Below are 16,974 nucleotides of genomic sequence, written 5' to 3'. Positions count from 1 at the left end.
CATGCCGACCGCCCTCATCGCCGACGACGAACCGAACCTGTCCGCTTCGCTCGCGCAACGACTGCGGCAGCTCTGGCCTGAACTGGAGATCGTTGCGATGCCGCGCAACGGTATCGAAACACTGGCCGCACTGAATGCGTCGCCGCGCCCGGACATCGCGTTCCTCGACATCCGGATGCCCGGCATCGACGGATTGAAGCTGGCTGCGCTGGTGCCGGACATACATGTCGTGTTTGTCACGGCTTACGACGAATATGCAGTCGACGCGTTCGATCGCTCAGCGGTCGACTACTTGCTGAAGCCGGTGACGGACGAGCGGCTGCTGCGCTGTATCGCGAAGCTTCAGCGCGGCGAGCCGGCTGTCGGGCATCCCGAAGCGTTGGCTCAAGCGGCGCAATCGCGGGATGCCGCGCCGATCCGCTGGCTGACCGTGGGCGTGAAGGATGCGACGCGGCTCGTTTCGATCGACGATGTGCTGTATTTCCAGGCGTCGGAAAAATACACGGAAATCGTCACGGCCAGCGAACGGCTCGTGATCCGCACGCCGTTGAAGGACCTGATGCAGCGGCTCGATCCGGCGCGGTTCGCGCAGGTGCATCGCGGTGTGATCGTCGCGTACGCGGCGATCGATCGTATCGAGCGCGATCTGCTGGGACGGTTGCGGATTCGCGTGCACGGGCAGCGGGAGATGCTGCCCGTCAGTCGTGCGTATGCGGGGTTGTTCAGGCAGATGTGAGCGGCAGATTGATGTCGAAAGGACAGTCCCCTTGTCGCGGCACCGCGCACACGACACCTCGTCGACCAGAAAGACGGCCGCAGAAAAGACGAAGGGCCGGGAGAATCAATCTCCCGGCCCTTCGTTCAATATGGTGCGGCTGCAGGAATTGAATTCATCCAGCACAGCCTCGCCACACAATGCTTCCGGCAGGTCCCCGATTTCTACGTGCCCCCAAATGTGCCCCAATTCTCGGGAACACTTTGGTTCGGTTGCCCGCCCGACTTCAACGGTCCAATGCAACCAGCAGCAATATCGGACTGCTGGACGCTATTGTAGCGTCCCGGACGATATTGGACGAGCGAACTCGCACAGCCCGTTCGGCACAAGCTAAGCCGACTATCGAAGCTACCCGGCGTCCACAACAGAAGTCGGCAACAATCGGCACTCGAAACCGACGCTTGACTTATTCCCATGAAGATTCTAGCCATGCGAAAATAACGCCCCAAATGACGCAATGACGAAAGAGTTCGGGGAGAATCCATGGTCAATTCTGTTGACGACATCTTTGATCGTCTATGGGCAATCGTAAGAGGAAGGTTCGAAGAAGACGCGCTTGACGAATTAGAGAGCCTGATTCGACGTGCCGTTGATCGGATGGCGAGAGAACATAGCCTGAGCAGCGCAGAACGCGCTGTGGAAAATCTCCGAAATATCGTGCGCGACGCGCAAGGGTACGGCAACGCAAGGCCGTCCGACAGAATCACCATTGGTAACATGCGTCGAGCTTTGAAAAGCCTCTGTCCGATCTGGCCGTTCTGCTGATGTTGGACCCTCAAGAGCAGGCGAAAGCGGCCCTCGCAACGGCTTCCGATGGCGTAAAGCAGTTGATTACGCTGGCAACTGCGCTCCTCGGCTTGGAGGCAACGTTCGCGAAGGATCTTCTAGTACGCTCCGGCGGACCAGCTCGCGTCATTGGCGAGCTATCGTGGGTAGCGCTTTTACTATCGGTTGTAGCCGGCATACTCACCATATTCGCGCTGACAGGGCATCTCGGCAAAACCGCTACGTTCGATAATTCGAAAATAAATGAACGCAATGTCCGCGCACTGGCCGTTGCTCAGTTCAGCTTCTTTGGACTCGGTCTTCTACTGACCATAGTAGCGGCGCACTATGCCATCTCCGATCTGCAAACGGCGCCCGCCGCAAATAAGCCGTCGCCGTGTGCCTGCGAAGTGACGGTTCATACTACTCCTCAGCCATCGGTGGTACCCCAACCGCCACCCACCCCGTTAGCCGCGAGCTGTCCGGCACGACCCCATAAATCTCACGCACGAAAACATCAGTCCTCCTCGTCGATGGTGTGCCCATGATCGCAAGCACGCAATAAGCCGCATGGCTAGCGCAAGGCGACCGCCTGTGCGCGAGTCTTTATAGGCGGCGAAGTGGCATGCACAACTGTCGGTATTGACGGGACGGCCTGCGGAAACCCGCCATGCTACATTCCTCCGACAAAAAAGAAGAGCGCAGGCGCGCATCACGGTTGCGCCGCAACCGGTTTTATCGCCGAGATAGCCGACGCGCCGGCCGCGATGCGTGCGCGCACCGCTTGCAATGAGCGGAAAGACGCCGCCGCACTTCGGGCACTTTCACCATGTGGCTGTCCAGCGCCACGGCGACGCCTAGGTGCTTGAGCTCGTCAGTGGGTTCGATGACCCCGCAGCCGTGGTCCGTAGTGTCGCCCAGACACATCACGTGGCGGCCCGATTGCGCCGATCATGCACTTGCTCGATTACGGAGATCATCCGGTGGCTCGATTACGCCGATCCCGGAATGGCTCGAATGCGCCGGTCAGTGACACTCTGCGCATCCTGCATGAACGGCTCTGCATGAAGAAATCGGAGTTCCGTTTCTACCGGATGCCGAGGCGTTACGCAATATTTCCTCCACAAAAGAACGCGGGCGACTGATATGGTACGATTTTCTCGTATCGAGAGGCGTTGATTTCTCGCCGAAGTATCCTGCCCCATTTATTTGATCGCATATGCCACACCCCACTGGCTCGTTTTTTCAGCAAACGTCGTCTCTTAACGACATGACTGTAGCGTTCGGCACGGGAGCAACCTGGTGATACAAACAACTCCGCGTCCAGTGAATGGCAACGTCAATGCCGCGTCGGAATTGCTCAATACCAAGGGGAAGCTGATCGTCTGGTGGTATGGCGGGATTTTGAAGAACCGCCGTCTCGACTCAGTTCCCAAAGTCGTCGTTTTTTTCAGGAGGCTGGATGACGACGGCATTCCTCGTGGTTGGATGCGCTTCGATGTCGCGCTAACGCACCTCGGACTACTTCGGATTGGATCGGTCTGGGAAAATGGCGTTTGCGTAGCTGATGCAGTCTTTCACACAGAAGACAGGCTCGACGTCAACTTCTCGGGCGGGGCGTGGCGTTGCATCTCACCGCATGCATGTTCTCAGGAAGGAAAAGCTTCCCCCATAAGCGCAAGCGACTATCCGTTGTGGTTTCAGAAAGACAGGAACTGGCTCCTTGATTTTCCGCTTGGCGAGGATAAGAACCTTCTGATCCCATGTCTCGAATTCCTGTCTCGTTGCTACGGCCGGTCAGAAGAAGTGCCTCGGATTCTAGCCACCTATCCCTGGAAAGAAGCAACGGAGCGCTTTTACGCACCATTCGAGCCCACCGATGTTCGACCAGGCTGTTGGCCAATCAAGCTCCGGTCCCGCATGCGAAACGGAGATACAGTATTTCTGGCACATGCCCGATACGACGACTTTGCCCGTGATGCCGCGCGAAGCATTTACCTTCAGATCGAGTCGGCCTTCGCAGGTGGCGACTCCTACGCATTTCCTAAGGTTACCCCATGGTTCCAGGGGCCTGCGAACATCAAGGCCAAGGGATTATGGATAAACGGCGGCAAGACATTTTTATCCCTCAGGGTTATTGGATGTAGCCCGCCAACAGGTGTTCCCATACAGAGAGACCGCGAAAATACAAACAAGACCGACTTACCGGCGGATGGTGAGGGCATAGGCGAAGGATGGAAGGGTGCCCCATCTCGCGTTCTCGTTAAACCGCCAGACATCGTCAATTTGACAGGTGATGATGCGCCAAATCACGGAACTGCTTCTGTCGAAATCGAAACCGATGCTTTCGAGGAACTGGGTACGCCTCGGGTAGTAATAGACGTCAGGCGTGAACAAGCAAAAACATCTGCGGGCAGGCCGGGGGACGGGGGTGAACCAAGTGAGTACTCCACGGGCGAGAGGGACCGCACGGGTAAGGGTACTGGTTATGCATCTATCCATGCTCGTCCGCTCATGGAATCCAAAGGCACATTGAGAGATATGTGGGAAGCGATGCGATCGCTGATGAAGTCGCGTCCTGAGTTGCTCTGTTCTGTTGACTGGTTCAGTCCAGAACGCGGATTCGTCGCCGATGCCGAGCCCGAGCTCATTGCACTTAAGCCTTTTGTCGACAACGAAGATAAGATCTCCACGGCGACAAAACACTGGCCCTACATCGATGTGGAGGAAAAAAGATTGCGAGGCATCCTCCTCGCCCGGATAGTTGCCCAGGGCAAATCCGTTTACATTGTGGAAATTCAGCGTAGGCCCAGAACGAGGAAAGAAGAAAACGGGGACTTGAAGAACGCTGAGGAAACCTTCCGCGGACTAGCTTTCATGGTCAAGGACGGTGAGCAGTTCACCGAATGGTTGACAATGCTTTTGTCGGAGATTCGTCACGTCAGAGGCGTCGTGCAGAAATTGACCGGACAGTGTCCGGGAAAGGCTGCGGCATTCAAACATCCTCCGGCAAGCACCGATACCCCTCCTTGTCAGGCCGCAGTGCTGAATGCGCTAGAAAAGATGGGGATCGAGGTGTAAGCGGTGAGCGGACCTGTTGTCCAGCATTGTTTTCTGAAATGCCGGACAGGTACGCTGGAAATTTCGTCAATGCGACGTAACGGCAGCGGCGCTTTCCACGATGCCGATCACTACGCACCGGCACGCGACGTGTAAATTTGCTTATTTACGGAGCTAATCGAGAACACTGGCGTCGATAACGTGCACAGCGACATACTTTCCAGTGCGCTCCAATCGAGCGTTGGTCACGCTTTGAAGTTGTTGTTCGAGTTCGATTGCTGACGACGGCTCCTCTCCGTTTGGTCCTATTTTGATGCGCTGCGCTCCGGCCCCCGCCCATCCGACAATATAAATGGCGTGTCGGGTGCGAGGGTCCTGCATGTACTTCCTCAGTACCTGACCGTCCGTTGCATCCCAGACGTCTGCATGTCCCGCCCACTTAATCTCGATCGGAATATCAACCCTCATACCCGAATCAAGGAGATAGGAAATACGAGCGTCGGGCTTTTTTGCATCAAAGACCTCCGGCTCTCGCGCACCGACCACCGGCTGTTTAGCAAGCATCGGCATCAGTTGGCCGTAGATCGCAGTTTGGAGCGCCTTCTCGTCGAGTGGCTTTCGATCGCCGGAAACCTTGGTCCCTTCCCAAAGCAACGGCACAAGGCTATGGTCTGAGCGAAATGCTGGCACGAGCCCCGTTGCAATCGTCTCATTCAGCACAGCTGCCGCATCTGTGTCGTTTCGAACGAGCGCTGACTGACCAGCGAGAACCGCTTCAAGTGTTGCCGGTTCAAGCGGAGTCCAAGACTCGTCCGCTCGACGTTGCTCGATCTCGGCATGCAGATTGGCGAACCAGTCCCGATGGTCACCATAGTGCGGGTTGATCTTCCATTGCGCAAACCAGCCACAAGCCAAGCGCGCCGGAGCCTTAGCGAGATGAACCACTAGGCCGTTGCGCGCTTCTAGGAACTGATCCTGCGGGCTGACCCATCCGGCGCCAGCTCTAACAACCTCTTTGGGAGGGCAATCATAAAGCAGCGGCAAAAGCGCAGCATAGCTCTCCCACGGCACTGTGCTTGGCCATCGACTATCAAACGCGAAGCGCTGTCCCAAGAGCTCCTGCAATATATTTACAAAAGCCACGACCCGTGGCCGATGCCGCGGACCTTGAAATACTTCAGCCTCAAGGAACACTTGTGTATCGCCTGGGGCCAGTAGCCACCATGCGGACAGTGCCGCCACCGCTGACGATTCTGTCCACGGAGCAGGAAGAGCGCCTGAACGCCACTCTAGTTGAATCGTCGAATCTATGAGATCGCCGACTTCCGGCCGCTCCGTCAGCAAGAGCATCTTCAGCGCGTACCGGCGAGCGTGCACGTGATTAGGTAAGCGATGCCTGATCAGGTGGTCGACAATTTTTGCCGTTAATTCCGCAGGCAGATGTTCCAGCGCAGCGAGACGCCCCCAGATAATTGCGTGCCCGTCATCCGGCAACTGCGATTCAGCAAGCAGCGTGTCCTCAAGACGTTTCCAGAACGCCTCCGGGTAAGCATCCCACAGCACCAACAACAAGTCAGGAATGTCATGATCGTTCTGGAGCACACGCCAGACGAGGCAGTCCACTTGATGCTCGTTGAACGTCGGCAAGTCTACGTTGGACGGATATAGCTCGCGGAAGCCCATTCCAGCAACAAGAGCCTCGTTTGGCAGCACGCTCGATCGTGGCCAGAAGGCCGAGGTATCGGCAAGGTTGATCCAGTTGTTGACCACCCCATCGCGAATGGCCTGTGCGACGACTGTGCCGTAACGATCAGCAAGTGCGTTTAGCGGTGGGCGATCGAAACAGTCGAACGACACCGAACCGGTGACCCACATCAGCGCATTTGCATGCCCTTTGCGGAGCAGATCAATGTTGGCCTGGATCTGGCTGACCATGCTGGCATCGCGACTATCGCTCTCAAGCTTGTACTGGCGCTGCTGCCGAATGCTCCGCGCAAGTGGTCCCTCAAGGTCGCTGACGCGATTGCTATCCCACCTCGCTTGATACGCCGGGACCGATTGCGCAAGCGCTTCTACAGTTTCCAGGGGTACGATCCCCGGATGACGAAATGCGAGACCTGTGACTTCGTCAAACAACCGCCCCCCTATGTTCGGTTGATCGGCGTACAAGCGACACAACGCGATCCAGCACTCAGCTCCTATATTGCTCGATAGCTCCTCGTAAAACGGAACATGCCACCACGGCAGAAACTCCTGGTCGTCGGGCCAGGTGGCTAACCGCCAACGAAGCAATAACGAGCCGAAGTCTGGTTTCGCTTTCAGCGCGCTGACCAATTGAGCATGCAGAGTTTGATCTGCCACGCCATGGTGACGTGTCCATTCGGCCAGGCGAACCAGCCATGTGCCAAGGACTTCGATCGTTACAGGCACCGAGTCAAGCACGGTGATCAGCAAAGACGTGGCGATTTTTGCGTACGGTCGTAACTGAATGGAATCCGAGTCATCCGTGAGCAACGGCACTATCGTGTCCAGACTGGCATGGAGATCCTCTACCGTGGCGGGAATGCGCTGCAGGAATAGATCTTCCCAGAACCATCGATAGTGACCGAGCGTGAAAGGCTGACGGGGAATGTGAAGGGACAGGAGAACCTGCTCGGTTGTCAGGTGTTGAGGATAGAGAAAGTGCGCAACAACGCCCGCGATGTCGTCCTGAGGGTCCTGATCGGCTGGTAGCTGGAGTAATGAGAGAGCCGCCGCTACGAGATCCGTAGGAGCGCGCCTCGCCAAAATGCCAGTCGCCTTCGCTCGAATCGCGGGTACGTCAGTGGGATCGACCGCAATGCTCAGCAAGCTGGGAAACAGATCGGAAGCTTCGGCAATATCGATCATTTCGATTGTCATCTGGCGAACAGCCATACTTCGGTCTTTGCGCAACAGTTGCCTGAGCGCCTTATCCGAGACTGAACGCGCCAGATCGCCAAATCGGTCAAATTCGCGTTGCCACGTGCGTTCGCCGAACCGGTCTGCAAGCGCCATGAGCAAGGTCTCTCGCTCTTCGCTTGTGTACCGGATGGTATCGCCCTGGGCCGCAGTAAGGGGATCGTGCTCAATGAGCCACCGGCGAAAGGGGCTGACCATCCCCGCAAGCCAGGCTGCCGTTTCCCGCAGGGGGCTGGGAATAACACCGTGCTCAATTGGAAACAATGGAGTGGCACGGCTCAGAGCCGTATGGGCGAGTCGGTCGGACAGGTCACGTGCCGCCAGAAATTCGGCAAAGCTCTTGTGCGCGAAAACGAAACCGCCCTGTGTGTGCCGCGTGAACAAGCCGGTGTTGAGTGTTTCCAGTATCTCGAAGCGCTTGGCACCAGTACAGGAGACGTCGACCGCTCGATCGCTCCGTGCATCACTGTCGGGGACGGCAATCGTGTCGTTGCCGCCGAGCACGACTCGGACAGCGATCTGCTGCGCAATGGCGATGCGCTCAGCTGGCAAAGTCTGGGGTGGTTTTTGATCCGCGTGCTCTCGATTGTGTTCGATGGCGAGACGTTCCATCGCCTTGGCGTACAGGGTCGTCCGGTCATAGCCGAGAGACGAATTATCTTCGAGGTACAGCGATAACATCATCGCGAGCGTCAAGGGATGACTCGCGAGTGCAGTTACATGTCGCCTTTGCAAAGACTCCATGAACCGATCAACCTCATGTTCCCCAGAAAGCTTTTCGAACGCTAGGGCGCGGATGGCAGCCTCTTGCAACGGAAGTAATTGAAGGGTCGTGAGGCCTTCAATGGGCTGTTCCTCGTACTCAACGGCCGCGAAGAACCTGGACAGCTGTTCGGCTTCTGAAGGTCGCCAGTCACGGCTGCGACACGATAGCCGCAGCTTTACCAGATGGAGAGCATTGAGTTCGTGCAGGCGGCGTAAACCTTTGCGCAGAACATCGAAAGCCTTTTCAGTTTTGATTCGCCCTTCATCCAACGCATCGATGAACCACCAAACCGGTCGGCCGGACTCGATCATCTCAAAAAAGCAACATTTATCGTCGATCGTATCGAAGATCTCATCGCCATCGCACCAGTCCCGCCAACAACTCAAGAATGCATGTTCCGCTGCCTGCCGCAGTTCCTGGACACGGTGGCGAAACTCAGCCGTTTTGCCACTACCGGGTTCGCCCAGAAGAACGATACACGGCACGTCACGCCAGTACTGCCACGGCTGCTGAATCAACTCACTCGCACTGGACTGCGATTGGGAGCGGCGGCGCTTGTCTTTGAAGCGCGACTGGTCAAGCGCGATGAACATCCTTTCCGCATGGGTAGTAAAGCGAAAGTCTCCGGCCGACGTCATGGGTATCGCCACTCGCCCTTATCAAGATCGAGCTGAGCCCACTCGGCCTTGCGCAGCTCGCCGGGCCGAGTAAACAACATAGGCGCAAGCTTGAGCGCGCACAGGACAGGAAACGTACCCGAAAACCCGTCGAATACCCGAAGCATCGCCGCGACCTTCGCGGGCTCGGTAATCGAAGCGAAGTGCGTCGTCTGCGCCCATCCAGCCAAGCGCAACTGCCTCGAAGGAATTGGTCGCCGCTAGACGTACCGCCCGCTTTTCGGCTTTCTTCGCTTCGCCTGGATCAATGTCGGCCGCGAGCTTCTTCCGCGCGTCGTCGCGCTTCTCGCGCGCAGCGGCCAACGAAACATCCGGATAGACGCCCAGCGCAAGCCGCTTTTCCTTACCGGCGAAGCGATACTTGAGCCGCCAGTATTTCCCGCCCGATGGTGCGACCTCAAGGTACATGCCGCCCCCATCAGCGAGGCGGTACGGCTTTTCGCGGGGCGTCGCTTTACGGACAGCGATGTCGGTCAATGGCATGGGGCACCTTACAGCCCGAGGGGGCATTTTTCTCAGGGCACATACCAGATGCTCAGATTCCCCCGGAGGTGCCCCCACATGCCCCCGGATTCAGACGGGCATCGCTGGACAACGCTGGAATAAAAAAACCCGTGAAGCCTTATGCTATCACGGGTTTCTGAATTTCCGAGGACTCCCTCGGATGGGTGTTTGGTGGGCTGCAGGAATGGTATTTACGCCGTAATAGACTGATTCCAATAGGAATATCCACAGACAAAGATCCGATACACCCCCAAATGTACCCCCACACACCGAGAGGCCTGCGAGAGGGACCCCACGGAGCATATGTGTATGCTACAGGCGTCAACGTCATGTACACGCCGGCAGTGGAAAAATCAGGAACGATGGTCAGCTTGACCCCGGATGAGATCGCCAAGCTCAAGACGACGGCAGTGCGCGGACGGCCATACGCGCCGCGCATCAGTATCGCCCTCGCGGTCCGGCTTCTGGATAAGAGCGATCGGTACTTCGACCCCTTCGCCGTGTTGGACGAACTCGACTATCTCGAAGGCATCCGCCCGACATCCAAAACAAAGTGTGAATCGCCATTCAAAGGACCTAACCTCCAACCCTTTTGGCATAAGCACTTCAGCTCGGCCCGGCACCTTGTCCGAAATATTGGAATCCGCTGGAATCTCGCCAACGGCGGGAACCGAGATCTAGACCGAATGCTGCGCGAAGTCGAGGAAACATACGGCGAGCATCCCGAACATTGGCATGCGTACCTTGCGCACCGCTTAGTGATCGGTGGGTTCGAGGAACGAGCCCAAAGGGGGCTAACCGGCGATTGGATCATCTATGCGAAGCACGACGGCGTGAACTATTACTTGGATCTCGCCACACACGAGGAGGGTGAGCCCGAGCACGCTGAACAGCTATCGAAAAAATTGCGCGATGGCTGCTTCGCGGAATTTCCTTTCGTCTTTCCATGAGGCACCGCCAAGGAAAGGTGCATCCGGTACGCCGCCGGAGCAAATATTTGTTGGAGATTTGGAGACAAACGCTCCTTTCGGCCGGTCTGCCGCGACTGGCAAGGCTCCGGCTATCTCCAAGTATGTCTCCAAAAGACCTCTATTCTTGGAGATGAACTTGGAGAGAAGCACCGGTGCAGAGCAATGCGGCTCGCTTATTCGACAGTTGCCCGCACCCTGGAACACTGCGCGCAAAGAAACTCCCGTGCCGCAGCCCTCCCCGAGGCAACGGCAAAAGCTGGCCTTCTGTTCGACGAAAAGTAACTTTGAATGGTCAAAATTTGCACCGCGCCATTCACCTGCGAAGCCTCCCGGCAACTTTGACAGGGTAGTTACCCTTATTCGGTGCGTGATACAGTCCTCGCAAAATTTCTACAGAGGATTCGGCATAAGTTCTGCGTTCATTCGGGAAGGCGATACGACTTCGCACGGTGGACGCGTGCTCGCTTGCACGTCGACCAACGTCGTCTTCGGCAAGACTCTCGCCCTCTAAGGCGACATGGTGTCGTGTCCCGAGTGCAGCGGCGTCTACACGCCGGCCCGTTTTAGCGCCATGACGAACGACGAGATTGCAGCTTGGGCAAAGGATCCGCAACGCGCGGACACTATGCCATTCGGGCTTTACGAACCCGCGTATCAAAAAGCGATTACGGGTGTGGCCCTTGTAGTTCGGGGCGTCCTCTACTTCCGCAACGGCTTCACCCCCGAGGTTCGCCAAGCGCTGGTGCGCTGTCTTAAGCAGTACAGCGCAGCGATCGAGGAATATCAGCACGCAGTCGAAAAGGCGGCCGGCCGGAAACCGTCGACGTCGGCGAGACCGTTCTGTTACTGTATTTTGCATTCCAACAAGAGGGTAAAGAATGGCAGTCGAACCAAGCGGTAGCGGACTACCAGGGTATCGAGGCTTCGAGTACCAGATCGACGCCTCGATCTGGATTTCCTTGACCGCTTTGTTACGCGATAGACAGGCAACGGAAATCCACATAGAACCCGATAGTGCCGAGGACATCGAGATTCATTGGGAGCCAGATGAGCAGAGCGCGACATTGACGCTCCCGGCTTCTGCTAACAGGAGGGTCATAATTCAATGCAAGACGCGCAGTACCGGGCCCTGGACTCAAGATGCACTTTCAAAGGTGATCGGTAATGGCCTGTCCCGGCCGAGAGGTTCGAGAGGGCCGGCTCCACGTAAACGCGCACTGGAAGTCCTGCTGGCAGAATCTGAAGCCTATTACTATCTGCTGACCAACGCGGGCGTCGACAGCGCCCTGTTCGGTTTGCACCAAGATGCCTTACACATACCACCCCAGCATGCCGGATCGGCTGCGGCCTTCCTTGATCCGAGCCTTCGTGACGGGGCCAGCAGGCTGAAAGGACGGGTGGCAATTATTGCAGGCCTGACGGATGAACTGCTCACCTTTCGCATTGAAAAGCTGCTGTTTAGCCAGTTCAAGATCCCGTACTTGCAAATTCACCGCTGTATCGCGGCGCTTAAACACGCCTGCCGATCAAGGTTGTTAGGACATGCTCCTTCCGCATTGACCGTCGCAAGCCTAGCCGAGCTGATCATGGCCCATGGTGGGATCACCGACGACCCGGCGCCCCGAAAGTTGCAACTGCCAATAGACTTTGCGCAGATGCGTGAACACCTCCAACAGCACAATGTGATCTTGTTGCTCGGACCTCCCGGGGTAGGCAAGACTACGCTTGCGGAACATCTGGCCGCATTGCATCGCAGTGAGCTAGCCCCCTTCGAAGTCCACCATGAGCGGGAAATCAGCAGTCTTAGTCAGAAACTCGAGCAGCCTGGACCGGCACTATTCGTCATCTCAGATCCTTGGGGAATCAGCGATCAACTTTCGACGACCCCACTCACCCATGAAATGCGCAACTTCCTTGTCCGCGCAAACCAGGACAAGCGCTTTGTCATCACTTCGCGTAGTGACATCTACCGCTCGGCCGACAAAGCCACGCAAGCGTTTCTCGAGTCCTACGTGTACAGGGTTTCTGTAAAGAGCTACAGCGAAGCGTCGCTATGGACCATCGCAACCCAACCGATCGATACATTTCCCGCAGCGCTGCAAGCCGCTAAAAGAAGCCGCCGCGACATCCTGGATAGTTTGAAAACACCTTATGAGCTGAACATGTTTGGTGTACTGCTCAGAAAAGCGGCGGCCCGATATGAGATCCGCGTCGTCCATGGGAACCCTCCCTTTGAGGACCAAATCACAGCGACTTGGCACACCACTACCGGCTACACCGCCGAGTCGTTCATGATCCGATCGATCATTTCCGAAGCGGGAAACATGATCACCGCCGCCGGCATCCAGCAGTTGCTGAAGCGCTGGCCGATTAACCCGGCCCACCACGCAGCCGTCTGTTGGTTGCTTCTGGAGGCATTTGAAAGCTACGAGTGTGACGCGTTTGTGCAGATTCACCAAGTGATCGGCACCGAGAACAAAACTGAACTGGATCCGACTGGCTTCATCGAATATTTGCAAGAGGAAGAGATCCTTGACGTTGAGGAAGGGCGGCTCACCGCCCATTCTTTCGCATTGCGTGGAATGGCAGACTACGTCAAAGCCCATGCGAACGAGGTCGGTACGCTACTGGGGCGTTTGGCCTGTAGCTTCATCGGAAAGATCAGTTGGGACAGCACAACTAACGACAGCGCATGGCGAGCCTTGCATCTAGTAGATGTATGGACGCGATTGGTGGGACGAGATGAAGAGGCCGTGGTGTCGGTCATCGAGAAAGTCGACGCTGTCCTTGAGGCGCGTTGCAGAGCGACGAACGGCCATCGCTTTGCTGATGCAGCCAGCTTAGCCATATGGTGGCCGTACGGGCGCACGCCTTTCGCTAGATTGATGCATGCATTCATACCCGGCGAATCCGATATAACTCCGCCCTGGTATCCCGTTAACTTCGACGCCGAGACAGTTCGCCAGATCATCGTCACCGGCACTGCAGCCCAGTGGCTACCTAGGCTGATCGCTGAGTTCGTGCCCTATACGGCCATCTGGTACGGATACGAGGAAACCGACTTCGTTGCGTTTATCACGCAGTTCAAAGTGCCCTTGGAGCAGGCGTGTCGAGCGGCCCTATGCACCATTGACGATAGGATGTACGTTGATCGCGGCGATGGTGTCTGCGAGGAGCCCAATCTGGATGTCAACCTCAAAGTGTTGAAAGCACTGCTCGCCACCTATTCACCTATTCCCTACCCGGAGAGGCCTGTGCGTTCTAAGTACGACGAGGACGACTATTGAAGGTGAAGCTACACGAAGATCAAGACCGTTAACTGGCTCAACGCGCTCGATGCGGACTTGGTCGCGGCGGCCGGCGGCGCATCGTCGCTCGGACTCCCGCCAGATTGGTTCGCCCGTATTCCGTTTGGCAACGGAGGGTTAATCATTCAGGCTGGCGTCGCACCGCAGTCCGGTGTGTCCACCAGTGAGCCGGCTCACGCTTTCCGACATGCCAAGCAATCGACGGCAACATGGGGCCGGACATCCCCGCACCCGCCTTGACGTAGGCACTTCTTAGAACAACATGCCGGCTAGCAGATCCGCGAGCCGGCTTCGCATGCTTACGCGTATTCTCGATACGGAAGGTCGGCAGCTAGTGATTGTCCTGGAGTAGCTAGCCAGCGATACAACTGCTCCCCCGAAAGAGTGCCCTCGCAATAGCGCAATAGCGCCTCGCCAAGGTCTACGGCCTCGATAACGGATAGTCGGCCACATGATGCGATAACGGTCGGAACGCTGGGGTCAACTCCGGGCTGACAAAGCGTCACGCAGAAAGCGTCCTTGTAGCCGTGGACTTCAGACGCAGCCAACACCTCAACGGCGCGGTTGTAGTCGACGAGCTTGCCCGTCTCGCGCGACTTAAGTTCGACTACAAGCGGCGGCGAACTTGGCAACTGGACAAGATAGTCGGGAGCCCCCGTCTTCGTCTTGTCATCCAGTCGCTTGCAATCCACCTTCAGGTAGGCAAGCACGTCTTCGAACACTCGCTCGAAGTCATTGCCTGTGGCCTGATAGAAGCGCTCGACGAAGTCTGCACGCGGACATTTCTTCGCCCGTCTAGCCTGCCTTTCCGCAGCCCTGACCCGTTGATTGGTCTTCCAAGAGCGGCACGCATCGCGCAGCCAATTCGCCTTCGCTTGGGGGTCCGGCTTTGCTCCAGTGAGCGCCCTGACCCGAGCCGCGTCCGCGTCCTGTGACCCGAGCATCAGAACCTCGGGGGTAGTGAGCCCCACTGCACGTAGTGCGAGCACCTCTTCTCTCCTGAGTTGATATGGCGAGCCAGGAGGACACAAGCCAGCCATCCACAGGACATCATCAGGAAGTCCCTCCGTCAGACGATAGCTGAGGCGTCGAATGGCGCGGGGAAGACGAGCTATGACATCCAGCATTCCATCGTCAACATGCAGAGAGACCGGCCGGTTCGACTGCGGAACGCGCTTGTCACAGGCAGCCGTAGCTATTTCTGCCATCCCTTGCAACGCCCAACCTAAGTTGCGGAACAGCTCGTGCAACATGCCAGCTCTTAGGTTCTCAAGCGTTCCTTCTAGCGTTCGGATTGCCACTCCATCCAGCCACTCGCATGAAAGCCAGGTTCCGTTGATGGGCATGATATCGGCGTTCCACATCGGCTCCGCCAAATCAGCTCTGTATCCATCGGCGTCCACCAAGGGAACAGCATCAAGTGGATACGGCAAAAAACGAGTGGGTTTCACACCGCCTTGCGGCCGAAACTCTGGACTGGCGAGACACGCGGAGAACAGCAAGAACGCCAACCTGCGCGTATCGCCGGCTGATGTAGCAGTAGGCAAGAGTTGAACGAGCGCGTTGGCCTTATTGACTAGATATCGAAGCAGGAAGACTCCCGTCTCGGGAAGCAATCCGCTGTGGCCGACGGCCTTGCCAAGCGGCGTGGCCGCCAGCCTGCCAGTGGACGTGGCGACGACAAACCCCATATCGATCAGGCCAGCAACTGCGCCTCTTAGCAATTCAGGCCAGCGCTTGAATGCCGCCGTGTTACGGTCTTCCTCGCGCAGAGCGCTGAAGGACGAACATACAAGGCGCTCAACCTCATCCTGGCTTGCACAAAGGCCGGATGCGACTAGTTGCAACGCGAGCTGATTAAAGCGCTGAGGCTGAACCCGCGGTTCAATCAGCGGCAGTTCGCCTAGCGCAAGATACTTGGAGGCGACCCCAAGCTCGTGCTTCGTAGATGCAAAGAAGACGACACGGCCACGCTCGTGCGCAAAACCCATGCGGCCTACTCGCCCGGCCATGTTATGAAAGTCGCTAGCCTCTATGGGAACGCGGGTTCGCAGATCACTGTCCCAACGAGACCATCCCGCGAACACCGCTGCTCCCAGCGGGAAGTTGACGCCCGCCGCCAGAGTGCTGGTCGCGAAAACGACATCTAGTCGACCGTCGAGAAGATGCGTCTCAACGACGTGCCTCTCTTCGTCCGTAAGGTCGGCGGTGTGGCAGGCTACGCGTCGCTCAAGGATACCCGCAAGAAACTCGTTTGCCGATGTTGCAGGTAGACCGTCGAAGGCAAGGGACATCTGCCCCTTCTGGCCCTTGTAGGCCGTTTCAACGAACCGTCTTGCAAGGTCATACGTGTCCTGCTTCTTCATGCAAAACACAATGACTGGGCGTGGCGAGTCCTTCTGACCTAGAAGCGACATCAGTGCGGCTATCGGGTCGAGCGTAACGCCAGCCGGCAGGGCCGCTTCTTCGGTCTGGTCGGGCTTGTCAGAACTCGCCACGACCATTCGGCCTTCAGTCCAACATTCGTAGCGAAGGTGCTTCTCCCTCACGTTCAGTGCCACCAATTTGACGCCAAGCCAGTTCGCGAGATCATTCGCATCTCGTTGCTGAAGCACCGCTGATAACCCAACGAACTGCCTCCACCCGGCATTGCGCAGCAGCGTGAGCAAGACCTCGACGTTCTGGCCTCTGGTCACGTCACCAAGCAGCTGGATTTCATCGCACACGACAACCGTATTGCTCATGTCCCTCGGCACGCCAGATGCTGATAGCAGGGCCAAATACTTTTCGTAGGTCGCAACAAGTAGCGGTGCTCGAAGCGGCTCGCTGGGTACGATGCCCTCGGCGTCCTCGACATAGTCGCCTGTTGCCACCACCAGCGAGGCGGCGTTGCCGCCCAAGAAGGGGCCAAGCAACTGAGTCTTGAAGTCTTCGAACTTCTGCTTGGCCAGTGCGCGGTGGGTGACCAGATAGACGGTGTTGCACCCTCTTTCGACCCCGCCGGCGATTGCCCATAGCGCGATTTGCGTCTTCCCTGTGGATGTCGGCGAGACGACAAGAACACTTTCCCCGCGTGCCACACCTGCTGCAAGCGCTTCGTATTGAACGTCGCTGACCGCCGGTCCACCGCGCGCATCCCTGAAGAGAAGATGCTGCTCAAGAACATCGGACAGGCCGTGATCGACTGGAAGTTCGTATTTCATGTGCC

General features: G+C 57.2%; 7 protein-coding genes and 4 pseudogenes. 8 read left to right on the top strand and 3 right to left on the bottom strand.

Translation table 11 applies throughout. From position 1 onward, the window contains the following. Window position 1 precedes the first annotated feature (1 nt). From AC1VVG_RS02225 to AC1VVG_RS02215, 3 genes are all read left to right on the top strand, one after another. The gene (locus AC1VVG_RS02225) at window positions 2-736 is read left to right on the top strand and encodes a LytR/AlgR family response regulator transcription factor (protein ID WP_482835216.1); all 735 of its coding nucleotides are present in this window, start codon (window positions 2-4) and stop codon (window positions 734-736) included. 522 nt (window positions 737-1,258) lie between these two features. Further along, window positions 1,259-1,540 (top strand): hypothetical protein, encoded by a 282-nt coding sequence (locus AC1VVG_RS02220; RefSeq protein WP_482835215.1) that lies wholly within the window; start codon window positions 1,259-1,261, stop codon window positions 1,538-1,540. Between the two features lie 1,302 nt (window positions 1,541-2,842). After that, complete coding sequence (locus AC1VVG_RS02215; protein ID WP_482835214.1) at window positions 2,843-4,621, top strand: hypothetical protein; 1,779 nt, start codon at window positions 2,843-2,845, stop codon at window positions 4,619-4,621. 153 nt (window positions 4,622-4,774) lie between these two features. Here the strand turns inward: AC1VVG_RS02215 and AC1VVG_RS02210 are convergent, their stop codons facing one another. After that, on the bottom strand, window positions 4,775-8,944 hold the full coding sequence (locus AC1VVG_RS02210; RefSeq protein ID WP_482835213.1) for an NACHT domain-containing protein: 4,170 nt from the start codon (window positions 8,942-8,944) through the stop codon (window positions 4,775-4,777). A 2-nt stretch (window positions 8,945-8,946) separates the two neighbouring features. Next, a pseudogene (locus AC1VVG_RS02205) lies at window positions 8,947-9,466 on the bottom strand (tyrosine-type recombinase/integrase); the annotation flags it as partial. 350 nt (window positions 9,467-9,816) lie between these two features. On the opposite strand from AC1VVG_RS02205, the gene AC1VVG_RS02200 reads away from it, so the two are divergent. The 5 genes and pseudogenes from AC1VVG_RS02200 to AC1VVG_RS02180 all read left to right on the top strand — a co-directional run. After that, a complete protein-coding gene (locus tag AC1VVG_RS02200; RefSeq protein WP_251118296.1) occupies window positions 9,817-10,437 on the top strand; it encodes a hypothetical protein in 621 nt (206 codons plus the stop codon). A 427-nt stretch (window positions 10,438-10,864) separates the two neighbouring features. Further along, window positions 10,865-10,966, top strand: a pseudogene (locus AC1VVG_RS02195) (PAAR domain-containing protein); the annotation flags it as partial. 63 nt (window positions 10,967-11,029) lie between these two features. Next, window positions 11,030-11,281: pseudogene (locus tag AC1VVG_RS02190) on the top strand (hypothetical protein); the annotation flags it as partial. Between the two features lie 55 nt (window positions 11,282-11,336). Further along, on the top strand, window positions 11,337-13,745 hold the full coding sequence (locus tag AC1VVG_RS02185) for an nSTAND3 domain-containing NTPase (protein ID WP_482835212.1): 2,409 nt from the start codon (window positions 11,337-11,339) through the stop codon (window positions 13,743-13,745). 9 nt (window positions 13,746-13,754) lie between these two features. After that, a pseudogene (locus tag AC1VVG_RS02180) lies at window positions 13,755-14,006 on the top strand (type VI immunity family protein); the annotation flags it as partial. Between the two features lie 59 nt (window positions 14,007-14,065). On the opposite strand, the gene AC1VVG_RS02175 reads toward AC1VVG_RS02180, so the two are convergent. Beyond that, entirely contained in the window at window positions 14,066-16,969 is a 2,904-nt protein-coding gene (locus tag AC1VVG_RS02175; RefSeq protein WP_482835211.1) for a DEAD/DEAH box helicase, read from the bottom strand. Window positions 16,970-16,974 lie beyond the last annotated feature (5 nt).

Source organism: Burkholderia sp. L-4 (assembly GCF_056856535.1).
Note: the sequence above shows the minus strand (reverse complement) of the source record. Positions and strands in the feature narration are given on the sequence as shown.